This window comes from Chryseobacterium sp. VD8, from assembly GCF_037149975.1.
Classification (GTDB): Bacteria; Bacteroidota; Bacteroidia; order Flavobacteriales; family Weeksellaceae; genus Chryseobacterium; species Chryseobacterium indicum.
This window is the reverse complement of sequence record NZ_JBBCQL010000018.1, coordinates 22,037-33,761: the sequence shown is the minus strand read 5'-3', so window position 1 is coordinate 33,761 and position 11,725 is coordinate 22,037. Positions and strand designations below refer to the sequence as shown.

The 11,725-nt window shown below is 37.0% G+C and carries 11 protein-coding genes; 5 read left to right on the top strand and 6 right to left on the bottom strand.

Annotated elements, in window-relative coordinates:
* On the bottom strand, window positions 1-455 hold a 455-nt coding region (locus tag WFK35_RS03860; protein ID WP_336731434.1), incomplete at its 3' end, for an FKBP-type peptidyl-prolyl cis-trans isomerase N-terminal domain-containing protein.
* Between the two features lie 195 nt (window positions 456-650).
* Here WFK35_RS03860 and WFK35_RS03855 point away from each other — a divergent pair.
* The 5 genes from WFK35_RS03855 to WFK35_RS03835 all read left to right on the top strand — a co-directional run bounded on the left by WFK35_RS03855 (window position 651) and on the right by WFK35_RS03835 (window position 4,535).
* Window positions 651-1,205: a hypothetical protein gene (locus tag WFK35_RS03855; protein WP_336731433.1), complete on the top strand. Its 555-nt coding sequence runs from the start codon at window positions 651-653 to the stop codon at window positions 1,203-1,205.
* Between the two features lie 34 nt (window positions 1,206-1,239).
* On the top strand, window positions 1,240-1,884 hold the full coding sequence (locus tag WFK35_RS03850) for a hypothetical protein (RefSeq protein ID WP_336731431.1): 645 nt from the start codon (window positions 1,240-1,242) through the stop codon (window positions 1,882-1,884).
* Entirely contained in the window at window positions 1,863-2,648 is a 786-nt protein-coding gene (locus tag WFK35_RS03845; RefSeq protein ID WP_214588434.1) for a sensor histidine kinase, read from the top strand. Before WFK35_RS03850 ends, WFK35_RS03845 begins: the two co-directional genes overlap by 22 nt.
* Window positions 2,645-3,286, top strand: coding sequence for a response regulator transcription factor (locus WFK35_RS03840; RefSeq protein WP_214588433.1), 642 nt, complete (start codon window positions 2,645-2,647; stop codon window positions 3,284-3,286). The genes WFK35_RS03845 and WFK35_RS03840 overlap by 4 nt, the downstream gene beginning before the upstream one ends.
* Window positions 3,287-3,542: 256 nt before the next feature.
* Window positions 3,543-4,535, top strand: coding sequence for a zinc metalloprotease (locus tag WFK35_RS03835; RefSeq protein ID WP_336731428.1), 993 nt, complete (start codon window positions 3,543-3,545; stop codon window positions 4,533-4,535).
* Between the two features lie 62 nt (window positions 4,536-4,597).
* Here the strand turns inward: WFK35_RS03835 and WFK35_RS03830 are convergent, their stop codons facing one another.
* The 5 genes from WFK35_RS03830 to WFK35_RS03810 form a co-directional block, all read right to left on the bottom strand.
* Entirely contained in the window at window positions 4,598-6,460 is a 1,863-nt protein-coding gene (locus WFK35_RS03830; protein ID WP_336731426.1) for a M1 family metallopeptidase, read from the bottom strand.
* Between the two features lie 143 nt (window positions 6,461-6,603).
* Window positions 6,604-7,431, bottom strand: a complete 828-nt coding sequence (locus WFK35_RS03825) for an endonuclease/exonuclease/phosphatase family protein (protein WP_336731424.1) — start codon at window positions 7,429-7,431, stop codon at window positions 6,604-6,606.
* Window positions 7,432-7,882: 451 nt separating this feature from the next.
* A complete protein-coding gene (locus WFK35_RS03820) occupies window positions 7,883-10,081 on the bottom strand; it encodes a M1 family metallopeptidase (RefSeq protein ID WP_336731422.1) in 2,199 nt (732 codons plus the stop codon).
* 79 nt (window positions 10,082-10,160) lie between these two features.
* Entirely contained in the window at window positions 10,161-10,358 is a 198-nt protein-coding gene (locus WFK35_RS03815; RefSeq protein ID WP_336731421.1) for a hypothetical protein, read from the bottom strand.
* Window positions 10,358-11,614, bottom strand: coding sequence for a S8 family peptidase (locus WFK35_RS03810; protein WP_336731419.1), 1,257 nt, complete (start codon window positions 11,612-11,614; stop codon window positions 10,358-10,360). The genes WFK35_RS03815 and WFK35_RS03810 overlap by 1 nt, the downstream gene beginning before the upstream one ends.
* Window positions 11,615-11,725: the final 111 nt, after the last annotated feature.

Sequence of the window (11,725 nt, the reverse complement as noted above, 5' to 3'; positions counted from 1 at the left end):
ACCTGTACAATATCAGACGCTTTTGGTTTTGTTTTACCGTCACCTTCCTGCAGGACTTCATACTGTAAACCGGAAGCCGTGGTCTTCACTTTAGGATTGCTTTTATTTTTGGCAAGAAATTCCAGACCTTTTTTCTTATTTTCATCTGCCTGTACTCCTGCTGCAGCCTGCTTTTTTTCATGCTGTTTCTGCATAAACTCCTGCATAAAAGAATCCATTTCTTCAGCCGGCATCAGCTTTTTTCCTCCATCCATTTCTTCTTTAATAGCCTGAGCCAAAAGATCTGCATCTACTTTGAAGCCTTCCTGTTTCATGTTTTTAGCAATACTCAGACCTATATAGTAGGAAGCTTTTTGATCATCCGTGTATTTGCCATCCGCTGCAGTTTCGTCTTTCTTAGCGCATGAAACACTAAATATTGCTATGCAAAGTAATGCGATAGTCTGTCTTTTCATTTGATAATTTATTGTTTATGATTAATGAATTTAATAATCGCTGCAAATCTATCCAAAATCTTTATAATTTTAATTAAAATTTACAATCCGTAAAAACCCCATAAATAATCAGGAAAAAACCGTGTCGTATTCCCCTGAAATTTTACGAGATTTGCAATAACCAACTAACCTTTCACCTTTTTTAAAACTAGCTTTATGGAAACAAAACCAAATTTAGACAACTTAGAATTTGAATCAGCCGAATCAATTTCTAATCCCAACACGCTTCACTGCGATTTAATCAGAACTCTTGTAGAAAACTACAGAAAAAATCAATTGGCGTGTGTAAACCAAAATTTAGGATTTGATGATGCCCACTCCATTCATTTTGATCTGGCAACGCTGAAAAAATTTATTTCAGACATTGAAAATGAGGCGATGAAAAATGATTCCCGCGTTACAGATCAGGATTTGGGAATACGATTTTATTATGCGGCTTATCCTAAAGAGCAGGACTGGAATATTATGTCGGGAACTCCGATCGGAACAGAATATGCGCAGAGACACACTTTAGTTTTGGTTCCTACCATGAAACAGGAAGATGAAAACGGAGAAAAACTCTGCTATGATTTCAATCCTTTAAGCACAAGCGGAAGCGGAGAGTTTTTGGCGATGGCTTCGGCAAGAAATTCCGGTTTGGAGGGAGACATTATTTGCCAGAATCATGGTTTGCTGAATCCTCCAAATGCTCTTAAAGTTGAAACATTTTAATAAATAAAAAGTTATTGACAATAATTTAAACACGATGACTGAACTGGAAACAATCTTACAAGATTCAATGATATGGGTAGAAGGTATTGCTGCTTTGATTTCAATATTATATTATTCCCGAATAAAAAACCAATACTGGAAATACTTTTCGTATTATTTAATTTTAATGTTTCTATGTGAAGCCATCGGAAAATGGGGCGAAAATTTCATTGATTACAGCAAACCAAATTTTTATAATTATTTTGTAATTCCTGTAGAATTTATATTTTTTTACTGGATTTATGCAGCAAAATCTTTTGGCAAGCCTAAATTATTTTATGTAATTTCTGCTTTGTATTTAATTTCTCTGATATTTGGAGACATTTTTTCTACCAAGAAAATAATTATGTCATTCAGCTATACATTTGGCTGCCTTATTCTTATGGGCTTAGTGATAATGGAATATTACAAACAGATTAATTCTTCGAATATTCTCAATTTCAATAGAAATCCAATGTTCTATATTAATCTGGGGGTTACATTATTTTATATTGGAACTTTACCTTTTTGGACGTTTTTTGCTTATATCATAGTTTATAGGGAAATATACCATATTTATTTCTCCTACTTTTTACTATCTGGAATCGTCATGTATCTTTTATTTTCAATTTCATTCATATGGGGAAGACAGAACTCTTAGTAACTTTAATTCTATTCAATATCTTTTTTGTATTGTTTGTGGCTGCAGTGATGGTTTATATCCGGAAATACAAACAGCGCAAAAAAGAATATCTGAATGAGATTGAAATAAAAAACGAAATTCACCAGAAAGAATTGTTAGCGACACAGCTAGAAATTCAGCAGGCAACGATGCAGCAGATCGGGCGCGAACTTCATGATAATATCGGTCAGAAATTAACATTAGTGAGCCTTTATACGCAACAGCTTTTGTATGAAAATAAAGTTCCGGAAGTAAGCGAAAGAATCGAGCAGGTTTCGCAGATTATTAATCAGTCGCTTCATGATCTCAGGAGCCTTTCAAAAACATTAACTGACGACAATATTAATCAAAAGGAAATCGTAACTTTAATTCAGGAAGAAGTAGACAACACCAATGCGTTTAAAAAATGCCATGTCGATTTTCAGCATAATTTTAATCAGCTGGATCTCAGCTTTGTGCATAAAAATGTATTGCTGAGAATTACTCAGGAATTTATTCAGAACAGCATCAAACATTCGGGCTGTAAAAATATTTTCATTAATCTGAACACTTCTCAGGAGTTACTTTGGGAACTGAATATTAAAGATGACGGCATCGGTTTCGATCAGTCCAGCATCAAATCCAACGGAATCGGGCTTACCAACATGAAAAACAGAGCCGAAATTATCGGGGCAGATTTTTGCCTTGAAAGTCAGAAAAATTTGGGAACTACGCTCAACATTATTTTAAAAAGACAGCCATGAAAAAAACGATAGTGATTGTAGACGATCATGTACTTATCGCAAAAGCTTTAGAAGGAATTATTGATAATTTTCCGGAGTTTGAAGTAATCTACGTTGCCGAAAACGGAAAAGACCTCATCCAGAAATTCGAAAACAACAGCAAAATTCCGGATATCATTCTTCTGGACATCAGTATGCCGATTATGGATGGTTTCGAAACGGTACTCTGGCTCAAGGAACATCATCCGAACATTAAAGTAATGGCTCTAAGCATGCAGGGTGACGATAAAAGTGTCATTAAAATGATCAAAAACGGAGCAAAAGGATATTTATTAAAAAACACACATCCTAAAGATCTTGAAAATGCCTTAACCAAACTCAATAACGACGGTTTTTTTTATCCGGAATGGGCTTCCAAGATCATTTTTTCCAATATGAATAATGAAGATGCTGCCAATAACGTGAAAATTTCCGACCGCGAAAAAGAGTTTTTAAAATACACCGTTACAGAACTCAGCTATAAAGAAATTGCGGATAAAATGTGCTGCAGCCCGAGAACGGTAGAAAGCTACAGAGATCAGCTTTGCGATAAATTAGATCTTAAAACCAGAGTTGGTCTTGCTGTTTTTGCTATTAAAAACGGTTTCGCAGAATCTTAAATTCAGAATAAACATTCACTCATATTTTTTAACTTAAATCTGAATCCTTTCTCCAGTGGAAAGGATTTTTTGTGTTGTAAATAACTTTTTCCACTTGCTAAAAAATCAATAAAAACATCATTTAAATACAAATAATACAGCATATTTTAAAAAATACTATTTATTGAATAATAAAATAATTCAACTATATAGTGAAATACTTGCATATATACTTCAAATAATATAATTTCATTGCCGAACAAAATATTATATTTTTATGAAAAGACTATTATTCGGAGCTCTTATGCTGAGTTTCCTTTCTGCCTGTAACAGCGACAATGTTTCTAACCAAACCGAAGGATCTGAAAACACACCTGCTATTTCCGGAACCGCACTTCAAAGAGGCTGTGCTTCTGAAGAAATCCGACAAGCAGCGTTGAAAAACAGTTCGGAACTGAGACAGAAATATTCTGAAATCGAAGCCAGAACCGAAAGATTTGAAAACGATATGAAACTGGGAAAAGTATTATCCGATGGTACCGTTGAAATTCCTGTAGTGGTAAATGTCTTGTACAGAACAAGTGCTGAAAATGTTTCTGATGCCCGTATTGCAGAACAAATTGCAGTTCTTAATGCGGATTATGCAGGAACTAACACCGACGTCTCAAAAATTCCTTCTGAATTTCAGGGGGTAAAAGCAGGTGATGTAAAAGTAAGATTCAGACTGGCGAATGTGGTGAGAAAATCTACTACCAAAACAAGCTGGAGTACCAATGATGCGATGAAAAAAGCATCTACCGGAGGAATTGATGCAACAAGCCCTTCTAATTATCTAAACATCTGGACTGTAGGAAATATGGGGCAGATTCTTGGCTACGCAACTTTCCCTGAATCTTCCGGATTATGGAACGACGGAGTGGTAATTGCCGCTCCTTATTTTGGTAAAACCGGCGCATCTTCTCCATTCAATCTGGGAAGAACTGCTACACACGAAGTAGGACATTATCTGAACCTGAGACACATCTGGGGAGATGCTAACTGTGGAAACGATCTTGTGGCGGATACTCCGACTCAAACTACTTCTAATGCTGGAAAACCAAGCTATCCTCTTTACAATACCTGCAGCGGCGTACAGAGATCTGTAATGTTTATGAATTACATGGATTATGTGGATGATGCAGCTATGTTTATGTTCTCTGCAGGACAAAAAACAAGAATGCAGTCTGTGGTAGCTTCTTCCGGAGCAAGATCAGGATTAAGAATTAACTAAACTTTATTGCTAATTTTAATACAAATGATTCCGGCTGTTTCAGAGAAACAGCCGGAATTTATTTATAATGTTTTCGTATTGTCTTTTGGTGTGTAATCCATAAAGATACCTCCATCAAGATTTACCGATTTAACTTTTTTGGTAATCGGAACCGTAAGCATTGTTTTTTTCTGATCCTTTTCCCAAACCGATGGCGAAAAATGAAGCTTCTCTACACTTCCGTCTTCATATCCGATCTCTGCATCAAAAGGAATCGCAAAACCACCTACATTATCCACATTTACCGTCAGAAGATCATTCATCTGAGATGCTAAAGACACTTTCAGGTCGATATAATTATTGGTGTAAAACCAGTTATTGAAAAACCAGTTCAGATTTTTTCCCGAACCTGTATTCATAGAATTAAAATAATCCCACGGAATCGGATGCTTTCCGTTCCAGTTGTTCATATAATGATGCAGTGCTTTTTTAAACAAATCATCTCCCAGATAATCTTTTAAAGCCAGATAAGACAGGGATGCTTTTACATAAGAATTGTTTCCGTACCCCGCTGCGCTTACCTGAGTACTCATCGTAATAATCGGCTGATCCTGTTCCGCAGAAGGATCATTGATCCATCTTTTTACCCTGAAATTTTTATAAAATTCTTTGGCTTTTGCTTCACCGTTTTCATCAATTCCGATTAAATATTCCAAAGTTGTTGCCCAGCCTTCATCCATAAAAGCATAACGCGTTTCATTGATGCCCATGTAAAAAGGAAAATAGGTATGTGCAATTTCGTGATCCGCCGTTAATCTCGCATCCTGAAAATCATCCGGAATACTGGTATCGTTAATCATCATCGGATATTCCATGTCTGCGTATCCCTGAATTGCCGTCATTGCATTGTAAGGATATTCCACTCCGGGCCAGTTTTTAGAAAACCAGTCGAGATTATACTGCATCCATTCCACATAATGTTCAAAATCTTTTGCATCTGCTTTGTAACCTGCCTGAACACTTGCTCTTTTCGTTTTAAGCTGAACACTTGCTGCATCCCAAACGTAATGATTGCTTAACGCAAAACAGAAATCGGTGATATGACTGGCTTTAAATTTCCATGTATTCCATTTATTCTGCTTTGTAACTTTTCCGGACTTCATTTCGTGCTCAGTAGCAACGTGAATAACTTTGTCGCTTTTTAAAGAAGATTTATATCTTTTCAGATATTCTGGCTGAAGAACGGCATCGGGATTGAGAAAATCTCCGGTTGCCCAGACAACATAATTTTTAGGAGCAGTAATCGCAAAACTGTAATCGTTGAAATCATTGTAAAACTCCTGTCTGTCGGAGTGCGGAAGCATATCCCATCCATTATAATCATCATAAACAGAAACTCTCGGGAAAGAATAGGCAACATAGAATGTTTCAGGATCAATCTGCCCTTCCCTTCCGCTTTCTACGGATAAAGGATATTCCCACTCTATTTTAATTTCAGCTTTCGCTTTGGATTTTAAGGCTGAATTCAGCTTTACTTTTTCAACTGTGCCCCAATTCTCGCTGTTCACATTATATTTTTCACCGTTTACGATAAATGATTTAATATGCAGACCGGAAGAAAGAAAATCTTTGGAAACAACACCCGATCGCGGAGCCTGTGGTTTATGGAGATTATTGACAAATCTTATGGCAAGATCATTCAGATCATTTGGGCTGTTGTTGGTATAGACGATGGTTTCCTTTCCCGAAACCACCTTAGAATTGGCATCTACCTTAACCTCAACATTATAAATCCCTTTATTCTGCCAGTAATTTTTACCCGGAGCGCCAGACAGATCACGGGTTCCGTTTTCGTATGCTTTTTTAATATTTCTCGGCATATACAATTCCTGCGCGGAAAATTGCCATGAAACGAAAAGCAATACACCCAAAACAAGTTTTTTCATTAAAATCTTTTTATAATAAGTATTTTATTTAACATAAAAGTAACAAAAAACGGCAATATAATTATTACCGTTCATATAATTTTTTGAAAGCTTACAATTAAGCAGAAATCATCTATTATCTTAAATATTTGACTGAAACCATTTTAAAACATTAGATCCACCAAAACCGGAAAGTGATCCGATGGATACAGCAGATTTTCTCTTCTGTCGTTGATGTGTCTGTGAGATTTGATCTTAAATCCTTTGACGAAAATATAATCAATCCTGTCCTGCGGAATTTCATTTACATTAAAACCTGTAAAAGTACCTTTCGGACCGTAATGTTTTGTTTCTGAATGATAAAAACTGTCCTGCATATTCTGCGACATAATTTTTATCGGTTCTGAATCTTCCGTTAAATTAAAATCTCCGCTTACCGTTACCGGCAGATTTTTAGGATTGATTTCTTTGATTTTCTTTAAAATTAATTCTGAAGACTTCACTCTTGCTACATTTCCGATGTGATCGAAATGAAGATTCAGTGCCATGAATTCTTTTTTAGATTTTTTATCCCTGAAAACAGCATACGTACAGATTCTGTTCAACGCTGCGTCCCAACCTTTTGAAGGTTTCTCAGGAGTTTCCGAAAGCCAGAAGGTATCCGATTTTAAAACCTGCAATCTGTCTGTATCATAAAAAATAGCCGAAAATTCACCTTTCTCTTTTCCGTCGTCTCTTCCCACTCCTACATAATCATAGTTTTTCAATCCGTTTTTTATATCTTTCATCTGATCCGGCAATGCTTCCTGAACGCCGAAATAATCCGGATGATAATACGTAAGGAGATCTGCAATATCCTGTTTCCTGTTCGTCCACGAATTTTCTTTATCCGAATCTACATTCAGCCTGATATTAAAACTCATCACCTTAAGATTCTGCGAAAAACCTAATGCAAAAACCATCAGGAATACGATTGAAAATCTGTAATTCATAATCATCTATTTTAATTAACAAAGTAACAAAAGTAAGGCTTCTTCCTCAGAACTGCCTCTATAATTGGGAATTTTAATATTAAATTCAATTTAAAAACAAAAAACTCCGGAGTATTTTCCGAAGTTTTGATTTATTATTTATTGATTATCCGCTATTAATCAAACTGTTTTTTTTAACGCAAAGACTCGCAAAGATTCTTTATATACTAACTGTTTTTAACTTGCAAAGGTGCTTCGACAAGCTCAGCATAAACTATTCACTCAGCAAAGAACCCAAAGATTTTCCAATTATGGCAAATTACGGACAATCATATATTATTTAAATTGAACCATTAAGATGGAGTTAAGGAGTTAAGAAGATCTAAGTTTCTAATTTTTAAGATTAAAAAAATGATTTTTCTTGATAAAGCTTATTCTCTCAATTTAAACTTAATGGCTCAAAAGATTAAAATCATTCTTTATTAAATTTAAATTCTCTTCCGCTCTGCTTAAAGGTAAATGATTTTTTGTCCTGACTGAAGACTAAAGAAATCTGCATCATTTCCAGACTGAATGTATTGTTTCCGATATATTCCAGAGGAAATTCCGGCTGCCCCGTTGCCTGAGCAAAAAGCTGGTTGTTTTTCTCTGTAAATACAATTTTCATCGGAAGATCCTTGCTTCCGAAAGTTCCCGTAAATTCTTTAAGATTTACTTTTTCCATCGGTTTTGCATCAGCGGAACTCCATGTATTATTTTTAGAATCTACATCCGGAATTTCCGAATTCGGATCCAGTTTCACCTGATCGATTTCTTTGGTAGAATTAATTCTGAATGTCCATTCCGTATTTCTTTTCCAGACCTCGATCGGCAGTTTTACCATCTGTTGCGTTCCGTCTTTAAATTTAACCTGAACGTTAGTCGGCATTGGTAACTGTCCGATATTTTCAACCGTTATCTGCGCTCCGTTTTTAAAGTCTCCGTTAACGTATTTTACATTTTTAATGCCCTGATCGATTTTCCATTTGTTGATGAACCAGCCTCTCCAGAACCAGTTCAGCTCTTCACCTGAAACGTTTTCCATCGTGTGGAAAAAATCCCAAGGGGTAGGATGTTTGAAAGCCCATCTTTCAACATAGGTTCTGAATGCCTTATCGAATTTTTCAGGTCCTAAAATAGATTCTCGTAAGATTTGAAGTCCTATTCCCGGTTTGAAATACGCCAAAGATCCGATGCTGTTTTCTTTCATATTGTCCGGACCTACCATGATGGGTTCAAAACCGTCGTTCATAATATATCCGCTCATCTGCGCAATATTTTTCTTCTGGAAATACTCTCCTTTGTTGAAAGCTTCCGTAGAAAGCTCGTTGATGAATGTATTGAATCCTTCATCCATCCATGCAAACAATCTTTCGTTGGAACCCACAATCATCGGGAACCAGTTGTGTCCGAATTCGTGATCGGTAACACCCCAAAGATCGCCGCCTTTGGAATCCATATGGCAGAAAACAATTCCCGGATATTCCATTCCGCCTTCGTTTCCTGCTACGTTGGTTGCAGCCGGATACGTGTATTCATACCATTTGGCAGAGTAATGCTCAATCGCTGCTTTTGTATATTCTGTAGATCTGCTCCACGCATCCTTCCCTACACTTTCTACAGGATAAGCGGAAATTGCTAAAGATTTTTTTCCGCTCGGAAGGTTGATTTTTGCGGCATCCAGAATAAATGCCGGAGAAGAAGCCCATGCAAAATCTCTCGCCTGATTGATTTTAAATTTCCATGTTTTTGTTCCTGTAGAATTGTTTTTTCCTAATTCAGATTCAGAACGGATCATCACTGTTTTATCACTATTTTTTGCCTGATCCCATCGGCTGATTTCTTCTTTGGAATACACTTCTTTTGAATTCAGCAATTCTCCTGAAGCCACAACATAATGATTGGCAGGAACGGTAATGTTTGCGGTAATATCTCCATATTCCAGATAAAATTCCGAAGCACCAAGATAAGGCAGTGTATTCCATCCCATGACATCATCATACACACACATTCTCGGATACCATTGTGCTATCGTAAAGATCTTTCCGTTTTTCGTATCCTGAATCCCCATTCTGTCAGAACCGTATTTTGGAGAAAGGAAAGAATATTCAATTTTAATTTTTGCGACTCCTCCCATCGCTTTCAGTTCTGCTGGAAGATCGATCTGCATTCTGGTATCAGTAATCGTATATTTCACATCCTTCCCGTCCAGTTTTACCGATTTTATTTTGTAACCGCCGTCAAATTCCTCACCGTGCGCTCCGTTTCGGCTTCCCGAAGTCGGCACGACTGCGTTTCCTCTTGAATCTTTTGCAAATAAATTCTGGTCGAGCTGCAGCCATAAAAATCCCAATTTATCCGGACTGTTGTTTGTATAAGTGATTTCCGCAGTTCCTGTAAGTTCGTTTTTGGCTTCATTAAGGCTTACATCGAGATTGTAACTTGCCGAATTTTGCCAGTACGCGTGTCCCGGCTGTCCGCTTGCGGATCTTGTAGGCGTACCTGTCTGTGTATAGAAAAATGGTTTGAAAGCTTCTACGTAGCTGTATTTCGGGGCTTCCTGAGCCAATGCAGACTGTGAAAAGAACATCACGGCAAGCGCAGAAACAAGGGTTGGAATTTTGAAGTTCATATTACTATTTTTAATTTAACAAAGTAAACAAAAATAAGACTTCTCCGGACAGAAAAGTCTGATGTCTTCATTTATCTTGTTAAATTTCTTTGTCTTCTTCCACAGAAAGAAAATACTGCTCAAAATCTTTATCTGAAACCGGCTTTTCGCTTTCGAGTTTTACAACTCCGATGGTTTTATAGTGGGCAGACAATCTTACATTGTTTTTTTTCAGTTCTTTTTCAAGCTGTCTGATATCTGTATCTTTTTTGAGAACGGCTAAATAAGTTTTCATCATTATATCTGTATAAGTCCGTTTCCGATGTCTCTGTATTTCAAGCCTTCGATAGGTTTTGCCTTCGCTTCAACAAGTTCCCAGATTTCTTTTGCCGATTTTTCGGGAAACTGTTCCATATATAAAGCAATAAGCCCTGAAACATGCGGTGTTGCCATGCTTGTTCCACTCATTGCGTAATAATTGCTGTTTTTATTCTTAGAATTTTTAGGATAAGAACTGATGATATCAACTCCGGGAGCGCAGATATTGACATTTCCTCCGGTTGAAGGATTTAAGCCTGCGTTGGAAAATTTAGCCACTTTCATCTGTCCGTCAATTGCTCCGACTGCCATTACCGACATGGAGTTTGCAGGCATGGAAACAGGTTTGGGAACAGCCGGTCTGTTGCTGTCGTTTCCTGCGGCTGCAATAATGATGCAGTTGTTTTCCAAAGCTCTTGCACCCACGGTTTCAAAAAGCGGAGAAGGTGCTTCATTCAGCAGAACGGGAGAAGCGAGTGAAAGGGACAGAATTCTGAATTTCTTTGTAATTGCCCAATCTATGGCATCAATAACACTGCTTGTGGTTCCTTTTCCGGCATCGGAAAGCACTTTTGCAATTTTTAAATTGGCATCTTTTGCGATTCCGTACCGTTTTCCGTTGTCCAGTCTTATATTTCCTGTTGCAACTCCTGCACAGTGGGTTCCGTGACCGTTGGGATCGCGGTTCCAGTCTTCTCCGGCAATAAAGGATTTCCCTTCTATATTTCTTCCGAAAAAATCGGGATGAGAAAGTTCGAGACCTGTATCCAGAATACAGATATCAACACCTTTTCCTGTGTACAGTGAATTGCCGAGACCCAAAGCTTTGAGTCCCCATTCCATTTCCACTAAAGGTTTCTGTGGTAACGGTTTATTTATAATGTATTTTTCCAGCTCGGTGATTTTGTCTGCAATCTCCGCGGACTGCTTTTTCAGTTCACTGATGATCGACAGTTCATCCGCCGAAAAAAAATCTCTTTCTTTTTCAAAATAAACGATTGGGTTAGAATCGTTTTTCACAGCGCTTTTCAACTGTGCTTCATCCATATTTTCAACCACAAGAACACCCAGATTTTTGTAGAGAACTCCGTTATCTTCATCAATAACATCGTAGGAACGGTTTTCCGCAGAAAGAAATTCTGATGAAGTAATGTTTACATCCAGTTCGTTTTCCACTTTTTTGAGGGAATTTTTATGCTGATCTTCGAGAACAACAATGTATCTTTCTTTTTCCATGGGTTTTGTTTTAAATCTATTATTCGCCTTTTAATTTTAACACAAAGGGTACTAAGTTTTTTTTACAATTAATTGTTTTTAAGGCTCACAAAGGTGTTTGACTACGTCGAA